This is a genomic window from Campylobacter sp. RM16188 (assembly GCF_012978795.1).
Lineage (GTDB): Bacteria > Campylobacterota > Campylobacteria > Campylobacterales > Campylobacteraceae > Campylobacter_A > Campylobacter_A canis.
In genome coordinates this window covers 80,560-97,559 of record NZ_LIWQ01000006.1, presented here as the reverse complement: position 1 = coordinate 97,559, position 17,000 = coordinate 80,560, and the positions used below count along the sequence as shown (strand labels likewise).

Annotated in this window: 16 protein-coding genes; 1 reads left to right on the top strand and 15 read right to left on the bottom strand. The window is 38.2% G+C overall.

The features are described from left to right. Positions 1-6: 6 nt before the first annotated feature. Positions 7-786 carry a sulfite exporter TauE/SafE family protein gene (locus CDOM16188_RS04775; RefSeq protein WP_172199657.1) on the top strand — a complete coding sequence of 260 codons (780 nt, stop codon included), beginning with the start codon at positions 7-9 and terminating at the stop codon, positions 784-786. Here CDOM16188_RS04775 and CDOM16188_RS04770 read toward each other — a convergent pair. The 15 genes from CDOM16188_RS04770 to CDOM16188_RS04700 form a co-directional block, all read right to left on the bottom strand. Then, positions 781-2,775 carry a recombinase gene (locus tag CDOM16188_RS04770; RefSeq protein WP_172199655.1) on the bottom strand — a complete coding sequence of 665 codons (1,995 nt, stop codon included), beginning with the start codon at positions 2,773-2,775 and terminating at the stop codon, positions 781-783. The genes CDOM16188_RS04775 and CDOM16188_RS04770 overlap by 6 nt on opposite strands. Positions 2,776-2,805: 30 nt before the next feature. Beyond that, positions 2,806-3,147 carry a hydrogenase maturation nickel metallochaperone HypA gene (gene hypA / locus CDOM16188_RS04765; protein WP_172199653.1) on the bottom strand — a complete coding sequence of 114 codons (342 nt, stop codon included), beginning with the start codon at positions 3,145-3,147 and terminating at the stop codon, positions 2,806-2,808. A 14-nt stretch (positions 3,148-3,161) separates the two neighbouring features. Further along, positions 3,162-4,223, bottom strand: coding sequence for a hydrogenase expression/formation protein HypE (gene hypE / locus CDOM16188_RS04760; RefSeq protein WP_172199651.1), 1,062 nt, complete (start codon positions 4,221-4,223; stop codon positions 3,162-3,164). 166 nt (positions 4,224-4,389) lie between these two features. Further along, positions 4,390-5,481, bottom strand: coding sequence for a hydrogenase formation protein HypD (gene hypD / locus CDOM16188_RS04755; RefSeq protein WP_172199649.1), 1,092 nt, complete (start codon positions 5,479-5,481; stop codon positions 4,390-4,392). Next, on the bottom strand, positions 5,478-5,765 hold the full coding sequence (locus tag CDOM16188_RS04750; protein WP_172199646.1) for a HypC/HybG/HupF family hydrogenase formation chaperone: 288 nt from the start codon (positions 5,763-5,765) through the stop codon (positions 5,478-5,480). The genes hypD and CDOM16188_RS04750 overlap by 4 nt, the downstream gene beginning before the upstream one ends. Further along, on the bottom strand, positions 5,765-6,673 hold the full coding sequence (hypB, locus tag CDOM16188_RS04745) for a hydrogenase nickel incorporation protein HypB (RefSeq protein ID WP_172199643.1): 909 nt from the start codon (positions 6,671-6,673) through the stop codon (positions 5,765-5,767). The genes CDOM16188_RS04750 and hypB overlap by 1 nt, the downstream gene beginning before the upstream one ends. A 37-nt stretch (positions 6,674-6,710) precedes the next feature. Further along, positions 6,711-7,253 (bottom strand): GDYXXLXY domain-containing protein, encoded by a 543-nt coding sequence (locus CDOM16188_RS04740; protein ID WP_172199640.1) that lies wholly within the window; start codon positions 7,251-7,253, stop codon positions 6,711-6,713. Continuing rightward, positions 7,250-8,494 carry a DUF2157 domain-containing protein gene (locus tag CDOM16188_RS04735; RefSeq protein ID WP_172199637.1) on the bottom strand — a complete coding sequence of 415 codons (1,245 nt, stop codon included), beginning with the start codon at positions 8,492-8,494 and terminating at the stop codon, positions 7,250-7,252. Before CDOM16188_RS04735 ends, CDOM16188_RS04740 begins: the two co-directional genes overlap by 4 nt. Beyond that, positions 8,491-9,681: a Na+/H+ antiporter NhaA gene (gene nhaA / locus CDOM16188_RS04730; protein ID WP_172199634.1), complete on the bottom strand. Its 1,191-nt coding sequence runs from the start codon at positions 9,679-9,681 to the stop codon at positions 8,491-8,493. The genes CDOM16188_RS04735 and nhaA overlap by 4 nt, the downstream gene beginning before the upstream one ends. Before the next feature lie 138 nt (positions 9,682-9,819). Then, positions 9,820-10,233, bottom strand: a complete 414-nt coding sequence (gene nikR, locus CDOM16188_RS04725; RefSeq protein WP_169940945.1) for a nickel-responsive transcriptional regulator NikR — start codon at positions 10,231-10,233, stop codon at positions 9,820-9,822. A gap of 53 nt (positions 10,234-10,286) precedes the next feature. Continuing rightward, entirely contained in the window at positions 10,287-12,515 is a 2,229-nt protein-coding gene (gene hypF, locus CDOM16188_RS04720) for a carbamoyltransferase HypF (RefSeq protein WP_172199631.1), read from the bottom strand. Next, positions 12,493-14,046, bottom strand: a complete 1,554-nt coding sequence (locus CDOM16188_RS04715) for a hypothetical protein (protein WP_172199628.1) — start codon at positions 14,044-14,046, stop codon at positions 12,493-12,495. Before CDOM16188_RS04715 ends, hypF begins: the two co-directional genes overlap by 23 nt. Continuing rightward, entirely contained in the window at positions 14,046-14,585 is a 540-nt protein-coding gene (locus CDOM16188_RS04710; protein ID WP_172199625.1) for a HyaD/HybD family hydrogenase maturation endopeptidase, read from the bottom strand. The genes CDOM16188_RS04715 and CDOM16188_RS04710 overlap by 1 nt, the downstream gene beginning before the upstream one ends. A 3-nt stretch (positions 14,586-14,588) precedes the next feature. Then, entirely contained in the window at positions 14,589-15,272 is a 684-nt protein-coding gene (cybH, locus tag CDOM16188_RS04705) for a Ni/Fe-hydrogenase, b-type cytochrome subunit (protein ID WP_169940953.1), read from the bottom strand. A gap of 9 nt (positions 15,273-15,281) precedes the next feature. Further along, positions 15,282-17,000 (bottom strand): nickel-dependent hydrogenase large subunit, encoded by a 1,719-nt coding sequence (locus CDOM16188_RS04700; protein ID WP_172199622.1) that lies wholly within the window; start codon positions 16,998-17,000, stop codon positions 15,282-15,284.

Sequence of the window (17,000 nt, the reverse complement as noted above, 5' to 3'; positions counted from 1 at the left end):
CAAAAGATGGGTTTAGAGATCGTTACAATTAGCCTTGCCGCGCTTTTGTCCGCCCTGCTTACGCTATTTTCGGGCTTTGGGCTTGGTACGCTTCTTATGCCCGTTATGGCGATATTTTTTCCCGTTGATGTAGCTATTGCGATCACTGCGACGGTGCATTTTGCAAACAATATCTTTAAAGGCGCGCTCTTTGCGGGAGAATTTAATAAAAATATTTTAATCAAATTTGGAATTCCTGCAATGATTTTTGCTTTTATAGGAGCTTTTTGTCTTAATCTTTTAAGCTCGGCGCATACTCTTTTTAGCTATGAAATTTTTGGAAAACAGATGGAAGTTGAAAGCATAAAATTTATCATAGGCACGCTTATACTGCTCTTTGTGATAGTTGAAATTTCGCCTAAATTTAAACAGATGAAATTTGAGCCTAAATTTCTGCCGTCAGGCGGAGCTTTAAGCGGATTTTTTGGCGGGCTCTCAGGACATCAAGGCACTTTTAGAAGTATGTTTTTGATAAGGTGCGGCATGAGAAAGAACGAATTTATAGCGACAGGCGTTTTTATAGCCATTATGGTTGACATATCTCGCCTTATCGTTTATGGGCTAAATTTCCATACCCAAGCCATAAATGCAAATTTATCTCTAGTTCTTACCGCTACGCTTTGTGCTTTTATGGGCTCTTTTGTAGGGGCCAAGCTTATCAAAAAAATAACCATAGAAAAGATAAAATTTCTGATATCTTTACTTCTTGTGATAATAGCTACTTTGATGATGAGCGGAGTTTTATAATTTTTCATTGTCCTTAAACGGCAAAATAAGCCTGTGAGGTTGCTTTAAAATTTCTAAAAACAGCTTCTTTGCAAAGCTAAAAAAGTTGCCTATATAAGTATCTCTTGATACAAGGGAGACTTTTAAAGCGATTACGAAGCTAACGACTAGATTAACAAGCCCTATTGATAAAACGCAGCATAGATAGTATAAAAACTCATAAGTAGAAATTCCTAAATGTGTAGATGAGTATCCCAAATATGCGCTTGAAAATGCCACGTGAGCGATATCCAAAGGCAGATTAATCAAATACCCGACAAACGGCGTAATGCCAAGAAGTACACCGAAGATAAAATTTCCCATAATAGCTCCGTGATGGTCGTGTAAATAGTAAGAAATTTTCTCTCTGGTGTTTTCTTTGAACAACTTCTTGAATAAAGGATGATGAAAATACCTCTGCTTTAGCTGCAGACAATCGGCTCTATTGTCAAAATATCCTGCGATAAGCCCCGAGCAAAACAGCCAAATTCCGGCTATAGCAGCGTATAAAAGCGGCGCTAGAGGCTCTAAATTCTTAAGATAATATCCCGCTTCATAGTTACTTAAAATCACACCACCTCTGTTTATCACAAAGCAGCTTATAGCAAAAGAGATCAAAAGAGCTAAAGCGACATTACCCATTACCGAGGCAAACTGAGATCTTGCAACCTTAAATATAAGCTCTATAAGCCTATTTTGATTTGCTTTGTTATCATCATCTCTTTCAACCTCTTGCGCAAAGGTTGATGCGGTCATAGCGGGCTGCTTGGTTGCTACGGTAAATCCGATAAGATGGATAAATACAAATCCCAAGCCGTAATTTAAGCTTGAAAGAATAGTTTGTGTCCCTATCGAAAAGTCAGCTTGCACGATCTTGATCTTCAAAAGCGCCATAAAAGCTATGATGATGCCTGCACCTGCGGAGGTTAAAAACATCTTTATATACTCTTTTACGCTATCTGCGATATAGTGTTCTCCGTGCTCGCCTATGTTGTTTGTGATGCTTTTAGCGATGATGCGACTGCTTTGTTTATAAGCTTCGGTGAGAGAATTTTTAGTAGCGTTTTTCCTAACGGCCTCTTTAAAAAGTCGCACAAGAGTAAGGTGAGCCTCTTTGGTATCAAATTTTTTAATAAGCTCTATTGCATCTCTTATCCTTGTTAATATCTGCTTTAAGCGCTCCAGCTTATAAGCTCCGTGAAGCGATATACCAAGGCTTATAGATTTTTTCTTAAGATCAGCTATCTGTCTTTCACATTGATTAAAAAGCACTTCTAAATGCTTGATATCAAGAGTCGTAGAGTGTATATCAAGGCGGTCTTTTTGATTTTTATGAACAAATTTGCTTATATCTCTTTGAAGCGCTATAAACGCAGAATCTCTATTTAAAAGAGTTTTATCAAGCCTTACAAAACTATCGTCAAATTCTTGCGCGGCTATCCATACGGACATCATCTCCGTGGCATACAAAAGCTCGTGAAAAAAGTGAATTTTAACCTGATGTATGTGAATGGAATTTGAAAACAGAGCCGCAAAAAACCTTTCCCAAATTTCATCATCTATCTTTTGCACCCAGACATAGTCGTCTTTTTTGTTGAACAAAGTGGCAAATACATGCCTAAGTTCGCCGTTATCAGGAGGACTTGGCAGGAATTTATTATAAAAGCGCTCCTTTATCTCATAAGCAAATCCGTTTTTAGACAAGATCCCAAAACTGCTTATATTTGTAGAAATTTTCAGCTTTATAAAAAACAAATTTATATCGTTGCTGATATCAACGCTCTCTTTGCTTTTATTATTAAAAAATTCAACAAGCATATCAATAGCGATCAAGCACTCCTGTGTCTCATCGCTACTTTTCGGTCTTATAAAATCAACCATAGCACTTAATCTGCTTATGATATCTGTGTCATTTTTTGTTATTGTCTTTAAAAGATTGCTAAATTTATCCCTGATTTCTTGTCTTATCAAATATCGCCCTTTATTTTATATCACACCAAGCTATCTCATCTCAAGTCGCATGAGATACATCTCTTCGCCGTCAATTACCTTTAAATTTTGTCCTTGGCAATTTGGGCAGGTAAAGTCATTTTCGCTAAGCTCACCGCTGAATTCGCACTCGGCACACTCTACAACGACATTTTGAAAGTTTATTATAAGCTCGGCGTTTGCGCAAATGGTTTCGTTTTTATAGACATCAAAGGCGCTTTGAAGATAGTGCGGCTCCACTCCGCTTAAGCGCCCTACTTTTATCTCGATTTTAGTGATCTCTTTTGCGCCTTGCTTAGCTGCGTTTTGCTCACAAAGAGATACTAGGCTTTGAACTATACTTAACTCATGCATCTTAAATCCTAAATTTAGCAGATTCTAGGAAGCAGCTCGCCTTTAGGAGCTTCTAAAAATCTCTTTGAGCCGTAAGCGTTTTGAAGTATGACTCGTCCTTTATCGGAGCTTAAAATTTCTCCTATCGAGTTTGCGTTTGCATCAAATTTGCGTAAAATTTCAAGCGCTTTTTGCTCGTCTTCTTCATCAACCGCAAGCACAAAGGTTCCTTCGTTTGCAAGCTCGTAAGGCTCAAATCCAAATAGCTCGCACACACCCGTTACTTCATCGCTTACTTTTATGTTTTCTTCTTTTATAAATATATCAAGCCCGCTATCTTTCGCCCATTCGTTTAATGCAGCGCAAAGCCCTCCTCTAGTCGCGTCTCGCATACACAAGGGCTTAATTCCCGCCTCAAAAAGCGCTTCAACAACACCCGCTAGGCTCTTGCAATCACTCTTAAGCTCGCCCTCAAGACTAAGCTCTTCTCTGCTTGCAAGTATCACCGCTCCGTGTCTGCCTATATCACCTGAAAGCAAAATTTTTGCTCCGGCTCTTAAATTTTTAAGCTCGCAAGGCTGGGCTATCATCTCCCCGATTCCTGAAGTATTTATAAAAATTTTATCGCATTTACCGCGCGGAACTACCTTCGTATCGCCGCATACTACATTTGCGCCGCTTTGCTTTGCGGTAATAGCAAGCGAGGTTAAAATTTGCTCAAGCTCGCTTAGGCTAAGCCCCTCCTCTATGATAAGCGAGCAGCTAAGATATTTGGCTTTTGCGCCAACCATAGCAAGGTCGTTTATCGTCCCGCAAGCTGCGATCTTACCGATATCTCCGCCGTTAAAAAATATCGGAGTAACGACAAAACTATCGGTGCTAAATGCTATCTTTTTACTAGCTTTTTTATCATTAACCCCGCTCAATTCTTTTGGCTCTTTTAAAAAATTCTCGCTTGTAAAGCCTAACGGATCTAAAATCGCACTATCGTTGCTTGAGCTTAAAATTTCATTATCAAAAATTTTAAAAATCAGATCGTTTATAAGAGAATTCATCTCCTCGCCGCCACCTCCGTGGCTTAGCATTATCTTATCCATTTTTATATCCTAAGTTTAATATCACACGCAAATCTTTTCGCTTGATAAATTAATTTGCAAATCAATCTAAACGCAAATTTATGATATGCGTCAGATATTGCAGTTTGCGTGTATTTAAGCCTAAATTCTATAAATTTAACGCAAAAGCTTTTAAATCGCAGGCTTTTTAAGCCGTTATGCCGCCGTATTTATAATACGCCGCGCAAGCTCCTTCGCTTGAAACCATACACGATCCTACCGGACTTTTTGGGGTGCAAGCCTTGCCGAAAATTTTACACTCAAACGGCTTAGCTCGGCCGCGCAAAATTTCAGGGCATATACAGGCTTTGCTCTCTTTTTTGCTCTCAACAAAGCAGTCAAATTTAACTCTAGCGTCAAGATAGCTAAACTCATCTCTTAGCTTCATACCGCTATTTGCGATATTGCCAAGCCCTCTCCACTCAAAATCGCAAGGCTCAAAATAGCGATTTATAAGCTCTTTTGCCTTTAAATTTCCATCTTTACTTACTACGCGAGCGTATTCGTTGTAAATTTCATGCGTGCTTTTATTTTGCTGACGAACCAAATTCAGTATGCTATCCATGATATCAAGCGGCTCAAATCCGCTAACGGCAATGGGCTTTTTATACACGCTTGCTATCTCTTCATAAATCCCCCAGCCCGTGATAACGCTTACATGACTTGGTCCTAAAAATGCGTCAATTCTTACGTCTTTATCTTCAAGTATGGCTTTAACAGGCGCAGGAACTGTAATGTGGTTGATATGAAAAAACAGGTTTTTTATATCAAGCTCAACTGTTTTTTGAACCAAATTTGCACTCATAGGCGTAGTGGTTTCAAATCCGATAGCAAAAAATATCACGTTTTTATCAGGGTTTTGCGTAGCTATTTTAATGCAATCAAGCGGAGAATAAAGCGCTCTTATATCGCTTCCTTCGCTGCGAAGCTTTTGTAGGCTGGTATTAGAGCCTGGCACTCTAAGCATATCCGCAAGCGTGCAAAGTATCACGTCAGAGCGCGATGCAAGCTTTATAGCCTCATCTATGCGACTTTTTGGCATGACGCAAACGGGACAGCCCGGACCGTGGATGAAATTTATATGCTCGCCCACAAGCTGAGAAAGCCCGAATTTCATGATACCATGAGTGTGTCCACCGCAAATTTCCATTATATTTAGCGGCTTAACGCTCTCTTTTTTAATCAAATTCGAAAGCGCTAAGATGAGATTTTTATCTCTAAATTCATTTATAAGGTTCAAATTTTATCTCGCATATCGCTTAGTCCCATATCGCCCTCTTCCTCGTCTATCTCGCCTGAAGCCATATCGGCTGCTATCTGGCGGTAAATTTCAAGGCTTTCTAGCGCGTATTTGGTGTCGATTTTTTCCATTGCGTATCCAACATGGATAAGCACATATTCGCCGGCTTCCACGGGCTCACCGATGAGATCAAGGCTAACGCGTCTTTGCACGCCTAAGGTCTCAACCAAAGCGACGTTATTTTCATCTACTTCAAGCACTTTTGAAGGGATAGACAGGCACATTATCTAAGCTCCTTTTTAAGCTCAAGATATTTAAGCCACTTCTCTACACCCTCGCCCGTTTTTGAGTCAAGCTCAATGATATCGACCTTTGGATTTAGCTTTCTAGCTTCTGTTATCACTTTTTTAACGTCAAAGTCAAAGTGTGGTAAAAGCGAAGTTTTGGTTATGATCACAAGATCCGCCGAGCGAAACATAACGGGATATTTTGATACTTTATCGCTTCCTTCAGGAACCGAAAGAAGCACGACGTTAAAGTGCGATCCCACATCATAGCTTGCAGGGCAAACCAAATTTCCAACGTTTTCTACAAAGACCAGATCAAGCTCATTTAACGGCAAGTGATGAAGCCCTTCATGCACCATAAAGGCATCCAAGTGACAGGATTGTCCGGTGGTTATCTGATGAGCTTTTGCTCCTGCAGCTATGATACGATCGGCATCTTGGTTTGTTTCAAGATCGCCTTCGACTACACCTATCTTAAATTTACTGCTTTTTATAGTCGCTTCAAGCAAGGTGGTTTTACCGGCTCCGGGACTGCTCATCAAATTTACACACAAAATTCCATGCTCGTCAAGATGAGCTCTGTTATGCGCAGCTTCTTTATCGTTTTGAGATAAAATTTTCGTAATTACCTCGACTGTTTTGCTGTCGTTTAGCGCAGGATGGGCATGCTCGTGGTGATGTTCATGGCTTGATCCGTGTCCGTGTTCGCCTTCATGATCGTGAGAATGAGCATGAGTAGTGCCGTCTGAATGAGTATGCATATGCTCGTGTGCGTGGCTATGCTCATGATTTGAGCCATGACCGTGATCTTTAGCGTGATCATGCGAGTGAGAATGACTCGTACCGTCAGCATGAGTATGGGCATGAGTGTGTCCGCTAAGCGAACATCCGCAATCTTTACACATTTTATTTCCTTTGTTTTTTAATTTTATTATATTCTGGTTATAAATTCGGTTCAGAATTTCTTTCGTCTGCGCCGTCATTTAAATCAAGCTCTATACTTGGCTTTAAAACTATATCCTTAACTCTTGCTTTGCCGTTATCCATAACGCTTATAATCGCAAATGCGCCGTTTTGAGTGATATCTCTTTCCATATCAAGAGCTTTTTTAACAGGCAAGAAAAACGCCTCAACCCCAAAGATAGCCGAATTTCTATAAGATGGTATCCTGCCTGCTAAAAACACTCCGCTTTCGGGCTTTTTAAAGCTATGTTTTTCAAATTTATAAATGCCGTCTTTATCTTCTTTTAAGATAGCAAAAATTTTATTTCCTTTTAAATTTTCACTTTGTAAATCATCTTGAAGTCTTGAAAAATCGTAATTTAAACTTACGTAATTTCCACGCAATAAATCCCTTGGATCATATAAGCTAACATCTACTTTAATCTCTTTTCCAAAATAAATCGGAGCGTAAGCATAGCCAAGCATACCAAAAAGAGCTAAAATTTGAAAAGTTATGGCTAAAAAAATAAGCTTAAATTTCATTTTGCCCTCTTTTTTCTTGAAACAACAAGCACGGTAACCGCAAAGGCTAAAAATAACAAACTAGCGCCTATGTAATCGCCTATCAGATCGATATATCTAACGATAGCCACCGCAAAAATAGCAAACAGTCCAAGCTTGACGTAATCTTGTTTGATAAGAACCACGCCCGCCAATACGCTTAAAAACGAATAAACCGCATCGGTATACTCAAACGCATATCCGATAACAAGCGGCAAGATAAGCATCGCTACGCAAAGTCCTGCCGTATAAAATCGCCTAAATACAAAAGATAAAGCAAGTGCACCGCAGACAAAAGCAAGATACATGGTGCCGTAAAAACCCTTGTAAAATACAAAGACATCATTCATTTGAGGTTCATAACTGTAATACCTAATGCTATCTGTAGTCATGGCAAAAAGCAGCGTGAATAGTCCTATTGATATAGAAGCTTTTCTTAAATACTCTGCCGTTAAAAAGTGATTAAAATGCTCCAAAGCAAAAGAAATTCCTAAACAAAGAAGCAGATAGCCAAGGGATAGCAAGATGAGGTTGTTGCTAGTTATCAGCCAAAATTCACTTCCTCCGTAATAGTTGGTAATATCTGAAACCAAGTAGATAAAAATCCCTACAAAAAGTGCCGAAGTAAGCAGTCTTGACTCTTCTTTTAAAAGTGAAAATATAGATAAAGCAAAAAATATAACTATGCCGTGCGATAGCGTTTTAAGCTCAAGCTCTAAAACAAACCAAATTAGCGCAATGATAAGCGCTTGAGCCGTTATTATCGATTTTTCAGAAGAAAGCGCGATCGCAAATGCGCCGATAGCCCAAAGAAGAATGCCATTTGGCATATGCTCTCCAAGATGATAAATTTGAGCTATAAGCGCGATAGCCGCACCATAACAAAAATTTCCTAAGAAAAAAAGAGCCGTGCTTTGAGATTCATTGCCTTTTTTAAGCGTATAAAATGCGCCTAAATTTACAAAAGCCGTAACACTTACTACTATAGTAAGCCTAGCTATACGCGGTATCTCTTCCCAATTAGCGCCCACGAGAGTTATGAGAGAAAGCGCAAAGAACAGATACGCCACAAGCTTTAAAACAAGGCTATTTTTATCGCTTATGTTTTGCAAATCAATTCCATAACTTTGAGCTATGCGCTGTGCGGTTAAACGATCCACAAGTCCAGTTTCTTGCCACTTTACAAGTTCGTTGGCAAGGAAATTTTTATTTAGTATATTCATATCTTCTTTTCTTTTACCGTTTTTCTATTTCGTCCCGCAAAATAAAGTATGATATATCCAACAAGCCCGGAAATAAAAGAAGCTATAAGGATGGCAAGCTTATCGGCATAAGCAAATTGGTAAGTATCGTTATAAGAAAGCGAATTTATAAACAAACTCATCGTAAAGCCGATGCCCGTAAGCACGCTAAGTCCATAAAACTGAAGCACGGTTGAATACTTAGGCAATCTTGCAAATCCAAGCTTGATAGCTATCATACAAAATCCAAAAACACCAAGCTGCTTACCGATAAAAAGACCCAAAATAACGCCCATTGAAGCGGGATGAAGAAGTTGCTCTACGCCTATTCCTTTAAGAGAAATTCCGGCATTTACAAAGGCAAAAACCGGCAAAACAAAAAACGCTATGTAGCCGTGCAGGTTATGCTCGATATCTTTTAGCATGGATTTGCCGCTGGTATCGGGCTTAATCGGTATAAAAAATGCAGCGATAACTCCCGCAAGCGTAGCATGAACGCCTGATTTAAGAACACTGACCCAAAGTATAATGCCCAAAATAAGATATACGGCTTGTCTATTTACCTTAAAGAAATTCAGAGCAAAAAGCCCAAGGATAGCCACTGCAGAAACAGCAAAAGAAATTATCGAAAGATCGCCGCTGTAAAAAATAGCAATTATCAAAATGGCGCAAACGTCATCGATAATCGCAAGCGTAACTAAGAAAATTTTAAGACTTGCAGGCACTCTAGTGCCTAAAATCATAATAATGCCAAGCGCAAATGCAACATCCGTAGCCGTTGGTATCGCCCAACCCTTAACGGCAAAAGCGTCATTGTAATTTAGCGAGTAAAATATAAGCGCGGGCACGATGATACCGCCTACGGCTCCTACTACGGGCAGGATAACTTGAGATATATTTCTTAGCTCGCCTTCTACTATCTCGCGCTTAAGCTCAAGCCCCAAAAGAAAGAAAAATATCGACATAAGACCGTCGTTTACCCAGAGTATAAGAGGCTTTTTAAGCTCAAATTCACCAAATGAAAATCCCATATTTATACGCAAAAAAGAGTTATAAAAATCGCTTAAAAATCCATTTTGAAAGATGATAGCAAGGACTGCCGCAAACATCAATAATACGCCAGAACTTGCTTCGTGATTTACAAATTTTCGAAAAGAAAAACTACTCAATATTTAGCCTTTAAAAGTAATAAATTTTCAATAAATATTCGATTTTATCATTAAGTTACTAAATATGAAATAAAATAAAAATATCAAAATAGGAGTTTAAACAGGCGAATTTTGTAGCTTGATTCGCCTGTTTTTAAGTTAGGATTGAGGAACGGCGGCTTTGGTAAGCTTTGCGAATTTAACCCCTTTAAGACCTGCTATCTTTTCGCAAAATTTCTCTATGCAAGCCGCTTTGCCACGCAATACTAGCGTTTCAAGGCAGTTATGATGATCTATATGAACATGAGTCGTACAGGTGATATGAATTTCTGCATCATGCTCTATATTCATCATTTTCACTACAAGGTCGTTTTGATGATGAGTGTATATCAGAGTAAGAACTCCTATAAGCTCTTCATCTGCGTTTTTCCAACTGTCGCTAATGATCTTTTCTCTTATCAAATCTCGAGTAAATTCACTTCTGGACGCATAGCCTTGCGAGCTTACTTTTTTGTCAAGTTCATCTAGCAGTTGTTTCGGCAAAGAAACGCTGAATCTTATAATTTCATCCATAGTAACTCCTTTAAGTGAATTTATATTAATATTATATGATATAAATCTTATATTTATATTAATGCAAACGTTAATTGCCCGATAGATACGGAAGAATCGTTGGTAGGCAAGTTCTTATTGAAATAATAATTTATGTTATTATCTTTAAAAATATTAATTATTTTTTTTAAGAAAACTCTATTTTGAAAGACCCCACCTGAAAGTAGAGCATCATATCTTTTTGACATGGCTATTTTAGCAACCACTTCACAAAGTCCGTTTATAAAGCCTGTAGCGGCTATAACTTTATCATCTTTTAAGGCTTGCGCGAAAGCGTCTTTAAATTCTATCTTGTTTTGCACTATTTCAAATTTGTAGCTTACATCTAAATTTTCATCATAAAGCGCCTCTATCTCCATTCCGGCTTCGCCTTCGTAACTTACAGTATCAAGTCCTAGTATAATGCTACCAAACGCATCAAATATCCTTCCTAGCGAGCTTGTGACAACAGAGTTTATTTTCTTATCGTGCATTGTTTTTAAATTTTTTAACTCACGAGGGTCAAATTTGCTTAAAAATTTATCGGCAGTTTCCTCCAAGTGATATTTTAATATTATCGAGTAAGCTATCTTATATATGTTTTTAATACTACTCTCTCCGCCAAGCAATAAAAACTCATCAAAATGAAAAATCCTATCATATTGTTTGCCATTGATGAGTAAAATCTCCCCACCCCATATCGTATCGTTACTTCCATACCCGGTCCCGTCAAAACAAAAACCGAGATATTTTTTATCTATATCAAGACTATGCTCAAAGATAACCGATAGCAAATGAGCATAATGGTGCTGAATTTGAGTTACTTTCGCCGTGTTTTTAGCCACATACTCTTTTGCCCATTTTAAATTTAAAAAATGAGGATGCAAGTCGGCTATTATCTCGTCAAATTTAAGCTCATAAACCTGGACAAAAAGCTCAATTAAAGAGCAAAACCTCTCATAAGTCGCTATATTTTTAAGATCTCCTATATAAGGGCTTATCATCACTTCGCCATCTTTGTATATAGCAAACTGGTTTTTTAACTCCGCTCCCACGGCTAAAATAGTGCGTTTATCTTTAAAATTAGTATGCAAAAATTTAGGATTTACTCCTCTGCTGGTTCGTAAAAAAACAGGCTCATCATCCGCAACAAAAACTATACTATCATCGCTTGGAGAGCAAATTTCTCGGTCATTATCAAGATAATAATCAATCACGTCGCTCATTTTTTCAAGCAAGCTGGCTTCATTATAAATTATAGGCTCACCTGAAATATTTGCGGAAGTCGCCACAATATCGTTTTTTAGGTATTCAAATAGCAAAAGATGAGCACCCGTGTATGGCAAAAATATACCTATTTTATTAAGATTTGGCGCTATTTGAGTTGATAAATTTGATTCAAATTTTCTTTTAAGAACTACTATGGGCTTTAAATTTGAAGTTAAAATTTGCTCTTCGGCAGGGATTATGTATGCGTGTTTTTTAGCATTTTGCAAATTTTTACACATGATAGCAAAAGGCTTTTTAGGGCGGTGTTTTCTAGCTCTTAGCTCACTTACGGCCTCTTCGTTTGTAGCGTCACACACCAAATGAAAGCCACCAAGCCCTTTAACGGCTAAAATTTTACCCTCATTTATAAGCCTTGCTGCTATTTTTACACTTTCGTTTCCTATTGTTACTATTTTTCCAAATTTATCTTTTAGAATTAGTCTTGGACCGCAGTTTGGGCAAGATATCGGCTGAGCGTGATACCTTCTGTTAGTTGGGTCTTTGTATTCGTTCCCACAAAATTCGCACATCTTAAACTTATCCATAGTCGTATTTATGCGATCATACGGAAGTGATCTGATGATAGAAAATCTGGGTCCGCAGTTGGTGCAGTTTATAAAAGGATAGTGATAGCGAGGATTCGTGACATCATAAAATTCTCGCTCGCAATCAACACAAAGTGCAAAGTCAGGCAAGATAGGTGCATGTTTTTTCGCGGATTTTGAAGGAATTATCTTAAACTCATGGAATTTAACATCGCTAAGCTCAAATTTTAAAATCTCATCGATTCTAGCTAGGCTTGGAAGCTCGTCTATCAATGCTTTATCAAATTTGGCTAACGCCTCATCTTCGCCATAAAGGGTTAATTTAACGCCTTCGTCATCATTATATACTTCGCCGAAAAGAGCGAATTTAAGAGCTAAATTATAGACAAAAGGACGAAATCCGACCCCCTGAACAAGACCTGAAATTTCATACTTTACGCATCTCTTCAAGCGAAAGTCCTTTGCTAAATTTTGCGCTAACGCCTACTCTTAAGTGCTTTGTCATCAAATTCGAAAGAGTCTTACACTCAAACAAAGAGCCTTGCAAAACAATGTGCTTAAACTCAAAATCCTCTCTTAAAACATCGCAAAAATCGGCTATAAAATGTGCAAACGACTCAAGATAACCAAAGCTTAAAATCTTATCATCAACTCCGGCTAGGCGAAAGCTCATGCCACTTCTTACAAATTTAACGATGTCAAAGCCGGTTTTTGAAGCCATTTTAAAATCAAGCCTTGGACCCTTAGGTCCGTTAAAATCCATCGCATTTTGAAGCAGTTTAACGCCCGATTTTTTAAAATCGTTATCAAAACCAAAAATTTTACCGACTATACAAAATAATGAAAAAAAGCTATTTGTGGCATTTATATCTCCGCTTGCAAGAGGAAAATTTGCGCTAAAATTTGACACAAGCCTATCTCCGCCCTCCTCTTTTGATATCATTTCAAAAATCTCTTCAAAACTGCTTGGAATTTGTAAATTTAGCACTTCAAAATCGTTATTTTTAGTATAAATTTTAAACTCGTCATCTTCAAATTTGCTTAAAAAAACTCTAAGTTTATTTTCATCTTTCAAGCCCAATTCATCCGCACTTAGATAGAAATTGGCTAAATTTTTATCTTTTGAAACCTCTATGAAGTCGCTAAAGCCATTTTTGTAATAAATTTGAGCATTTGAAAATATGTATTCGTTTTCTAAAACTGTAGCTTTAAAAAGCTCTTTATCGCATTTAAGTGCGACGAAATTTACACCCTCTTCAAAAAGTCTTTCGCAAAGCGCGTAGATAAATATGTCCCTAGGAGCTTTCACATCAAAAAAATGCGGTGCATTCGGGTGGTTTTGCCTGTAAAGAGTGCTTGTCTTAAGCTCCACAACAGGCTTTTCGTAGCTTGCAAGAGCGATTTGCGAATTTTGATCGGATATAAAAATTTTTGGCAAATTTTTAAGCTTAGTCGGCATTAGGATATCAAAATTACTGCTTAACTCGCCGAAGTTTAAAATTTCAAAATTTCCCTCCAAATCTTTAAATTTTAAACTCTCTCCTTTTTTAAAACTTAAAATCGCAAAATCCAAAATCTCTTTAAAATTTTCTTTTGAAACCGCTTCAAATTTATCATCTTTAAATAGCTTAACATCACTAAAAATTTCGTTTTCACAAGCTAAAATTTTGCCTTCATGAAAACCTTGTATCATCTTTGGAGTGATGTTTGAAAGAGTGTTTTTAAACTCTTTTTGCTCGCCTTTTAACTCATCGCTTACAAAAACACGAGAATTTGATAAAAATATAAAGTGTGGTATGAGAGTTGAAATTTCATCAGAAAATTTTAAAAGCTCTTCTTGCTCGCCTTCTAAATAAAGCCTTGTATATAAACCTTCTTGTTCTATGCCGTAAGAAAATCCGCTTTTTTTAGCATAAAAATTTAGAAAAAACGCCAAATTTTCATTTGAGTTTGCATACTCAAATTCATAAACTAGTATCATCAGATGCCTTTGTTTTTGTATTCGTTTGCGAGGTCTATTATATTTAAATTTGAGATTTTTTCATAGCTAAATCCAAGCTCTTCAAGGTGTTTTAGCAGTGTTTTTTCCATGACTTTGGTGCTAGCTTGAATTTCACTTGAGAGTTCAAAACTCATAGGCTCTATTCGCTTTGGAACAACGCCCAAAATTTTAGTCTTTGGCATATCTCCGGCTAGATCCATAAGCTGAAGAGTCTGAAGCATCTCAACCTCATGCGCCGAGCCATCCCATGAAATTTGATTTGGCATCGCTTCGTAGTCGAAAAAATAGACATCTCCTACGCTTGATTCATCAGCGCTTATGCAATCAACCACTATAAGATAGTCAAATTCCGCTATGATCGGAGTTAAAGCTATCGCCAAGGTGCCGCCGTCAAGAAATTCTAAAGAGTTGGTTTCGTGAGTAAAATTGTAGTTTCTTTTTATCATTTCGGTAAAATGAACTCCGACACCTTCGTCGGAGAACATTACATTACCGATGCCAAGGACAAGCACCTTCATATATCAGTGCTCTTCTTTGACGAATTTATATCCGCTTACAACGGCATCCATAGCGCCGTTTTTACCTTTGACCGCATTAAATACGGCCATATAGATATGAACCGGAACAAATATCATTATGATCCACATCGCTACGCGGTGAATCGTTCTAACATTCGCCAGTCCGCCCATAAGCTCTTCAAAATATCTCATCGGCTCATAAAATAGCCCGCCAAGCCCTTCGTGATAAACATGCACATATAGCACCATTCCTGTTAGGCAGATCACAAAAAGCACAAGATAAAAGAACAGATATGACGCAAACTGAAGCGGGTTATACACGCCTCTTAGGTGCGGATGCGGTCCTAAAAATATGTAGTATTTGATCTGCGCTATCCAAACTTTTGGACTAAAGAAATCATAAATACTTGCAAGCTCTTTTCTGCTAAGCTTATCAAAAAAGAAAAGATAAAGCTTAAATATCGTAACCGCGATGAGTATAAATCCCGCCACTTGATGAGCCGCGCGCCATTTTGCATTTAAAAATATCGTAGGCTCGTTAGTAACCTCAGGAGCTATAAACACATAAGATATATAAAACCCGCTTACAACTAGAAATGCAATCGCTACAAATCTAATCCAATGCGTAAGCCTAAGACCTATCGAAAATTCGTATTCGCTGATGCGATCGGGTTTATGATGTGACATAAATCCTCCTTACAAATTTGGATTTATTTTGTATTCGCTAATCTTATTTCCCTTAGTATCCATAACGTGAACCGCACAAGCGATACATGGATCGTAAGAGTGAATTTTACGAATAATTTCAAGCGGCTGAGTTAAGTCGGCTATCTTTAGTCCGATTATACACTCTTCGTATGATCCGCGAATGCCGTTTGCATCCTTTGGAGAAGCATTCCAAGTCGAAGGAACTACCGCTTGCCAGTTTGTTATAACGCCGTCTTTAATTCTGCACCAATGAGATAAAGCGCCTCTTGGAGCATTGCCCGCAAAGTAGCCTTTATACTCTTTTTTATTGTCTATTACGTATTTAGCGCAAGTTTCTTGATCCGTTTTTAAATTTTCAATCAAGTTATTAAACGCCGTTAAGCCGTGATCGGCAACTACTTTTGCCTCAAGCATACGAGTAGCCGTTCTTCCTAGTGTTGAGAATATAGCGTTTATCGGAAGTCCTGTCTCTTGCAAGAATTTATCCACGATAGGCACTACTCTTTTGTTTCCTCTTGCATAATTAACCACGATACTTGCGATAGGACCTACTTGCATAGGCTTGCCCTCATATCTTGGAGCCTTTATCCAACTATATTTACCCTTAGCGTCAAATACTTTAGTATCAACCATCTTGCCATGCCCGTCAAGAGTCTTCATATCAACCAGCCCCGTATAGTTAGGATCTGTTTTTCCGTCATACGGATGAAGCGGTTTATCATCCTTATACCAAGCGCGAGTAGCTTCTTCGGTTATTTTCATATCGTCTACTTCATAAACCTTGCTTAAATCACCGTTTAGAACTATACCGCTTTGGAATATATTATCATTTCTGCCGACTAAAAATTCATCATAAGATAAGAAATTCGCCACTCCAACGTCATTTAATACACTTGGCTCGTTTCCGTAGGCTTTAGCTGCCATTAAGATATCAGGATAGTAAGCGCGATTTACAAAATCAACCGTCTCTTTAAATTTGGTTAGGTATTCACCAAGTCTTGACGGGCTTAAAAGATCCATAACGCAGGTTACGCCACCTACTGTTAAGCTTTGCGGATGCGGGTTTTTAGAGCCAAATATAGCCATCATTTGAGCTATGGTTCTTTGCATACTTAAGCATTCTAAATAGTGTGAAAGTACTATCAAATTTTGCTCAGGAGTGAAGCGGTATGTGCTATGTCCCCAGTAAGCGTTTGCAAATGGTCCTAAATTTCCTTTTTTTGCAAATGCCGCGACTTTTTCTTTAACCTCTTTTAGTTTATCGGCTCCCGTAGCATACGGAGTTTCGCAGTACTTAAACGCCTCTTCGCTAGCTTTTCTCGGATCTGCTTCAAGCGCGGAGACGATATCAACCCAGTCAAGTCCGTGGAGTTGGTAAAAATGCACAACGTGGTCGTGAAGATAAAGAGCTGCGTTCATAAGCGTTCTAGTAAGCTCTGCATTAAGCGGAGGAACTATACCAAGAGCCTTTTCAACGGCAACAATGCCTGCTCTATAGTGAGAATATGTGCAAACTCCGCAAATTCTTTGAGTGAAAAATCCCGCATCTCTAGGATCGCGACCCTTTACTACCTGCTCTATTCCTCTCCATAAGGTAGAGCCCGAATAAGCCTCTTTAACTACATTATTTTCATCTACAACAACCTCTACACGAAGGTGTCCTTCAATCCTCGTTACAGGATCTATTACTATTCTTTGTTCGCTCAT

Bases quoted from the DNA above. Each gene is read 5' to 3' on its own strand.
- CDOM16188_RS04775 (WP_172199657.1), top strand. From the start codon at position 7: ATGGGTTTAGAGATCGTTACAATTAGCCTTGCCGCGCTTTTGTCCGCC.
- hypA (WP_172199653.1), bottom strand. From the start codon at position 3,147: ATGCATGAGTTAAGTATAGTTCAAAGCCTAGTATCTCTTTGTGAGCAA.
- CDOM16188_RS04750 (WP_172199646.1), bottom strand. From the start codon at position 5,765: ATGTGCCTGTCTATCCCTTCAAAAGTGCTTGAAGTAGATGAAAATAAC.
- CDOM16188_RS04740 (WP_172199640.1), bottom strand. From the start codon at position 7,253: ATGAAATTTAAGCTTATTTTTTTAGCCATAACTTTTCAAATTTTAGCT.
- nikR (WP_169940945.1), bottom strand. From the start codon at position 10,233: ATGGATGAAATTATAAGATTCAGCGTTTCTTTGCCGAAACAACTGCTA.
- hypB (WP_172199643.1), bottom strand. From the start codon at position 6,673: ATGTGTAAAGATTGCGGATGTTCGCTTAGCGGACACACTCATGCCCAT.
- cybH (WP_169940953.1), bottom strand. From the start codon at position 15,272: ATGTCACATCATAAACCCGATCGCATCAGCGAATACGAATTTTCGATA.
- hypE (WP_172199651.1), bottom strand. From the start codon at position 4,223: ATGGATAAGATAATGCTAAGCCACGGAGGTGGCGGCGAGGAGATGAAT.
- CDOM16188_RS04715 (WP_172199628.1), bottom strand. From the start codon at position 14,046: ATGATACTAGTTTATGAATTTGAGTATGCAAACTCAAATGAAAATTTG.
- CDOM16188_RS04710 (WP_172199625.1), bottom strand. From the start codon at position 14,585: ATGAAGGTGCTTGTCCTTGGCATCGGTAATGTAATGTTCTCCGACGAA.
- CDOM16188_RS04735 (WP_172199637.1), bottom strand. From the start codon at position 8,494: ATGAATATACTAAATAAAAATTTCCTTGCCAACGAACTTGTAAAGTGG.
- CDOM16188_RS04700 (WP_172199622.1), bottom strand. From the start codon at position 17,000: ATGAGCGAACAAAGAATAGTAATAGATCCTGTAACGAGGATTGAAGGA.